Consider the following 705-nt stretch of genomic DNA (forward strand, 5'->3'; position numbering starts at 1 on the left):
GCATCAAGGTCGCCGGCGGCCTCTACGGCGGCCCCACCAAGCCCCTCACGCTGCGCACCGGCGCCAGGATCGAGGCCGTCACGGACGCGGCGGCGCACCGGATGACCGTACGGCGCGACGGCAGGACGCTGCGCACCATCCCCGTCACCACCGGCAAGCCGGGCTTCGACACGCGCAACGGCGTCAAGGTCGTGCTCGCCAAGGAGTCCTTCGTCCGCATGCGCGGGACCAGCATCGGCATCGCGGAGGGCAGTTCCGAGTCGTACGACCTGCCGGTGCACTGGGCCACCCGGGTCACCTGGAGCGGCGAGTACGTGCACGCCGCGCCCTGGTCGGCGGGCTCGCACGGCGCCGCCAACGTCAGCCACGGCTGCACCGGCATGAGCACCGCCAACGCCCGCTGGTTCTTCGACACGGTGCGCCCCGGTGACCTGGTGACGGTCACGGGCAGCGGCGGCACCACGATGACGCCGTTCGACAACGGCTTCGGCGACTGGAACCTGTCCTGGGACAAGTGGCGCCAGGGCAGTGCCCTCACCGCCGGTCTGCGCGACGGCGGCGACGCGGCCGACGCGGCCCGGCTGCGCCCGGCGATCTGAGCCGCGGCCGGTCCGAGCCACGGCCGGTCCGAGTCACGGTCGACCCGGGGCGCGACCGCTCCGAGCCACGTCGGCCCGCCGCCCGGGCGGCCCACGACACGCCGAG

1 protein-coding gene is annotated in these 705 nt (G+C 74.6%); it reads left to right on the forward strand.

The window, feature by feature from the left end; genetic code table 11:
• Window positions 1-599: L,D-transpeptidase (locus KUM32_RS38720; protein ID WP_217146481.1), on the forward strand; the 599-nt coding region annotated here is incomplete at its 5' end.
• Window positions 600-705: the final 106 nt, after the last annotated feature.

Source organism: Streptomyces sp. AC627_RSS907, from assembly GCF_019049165.1.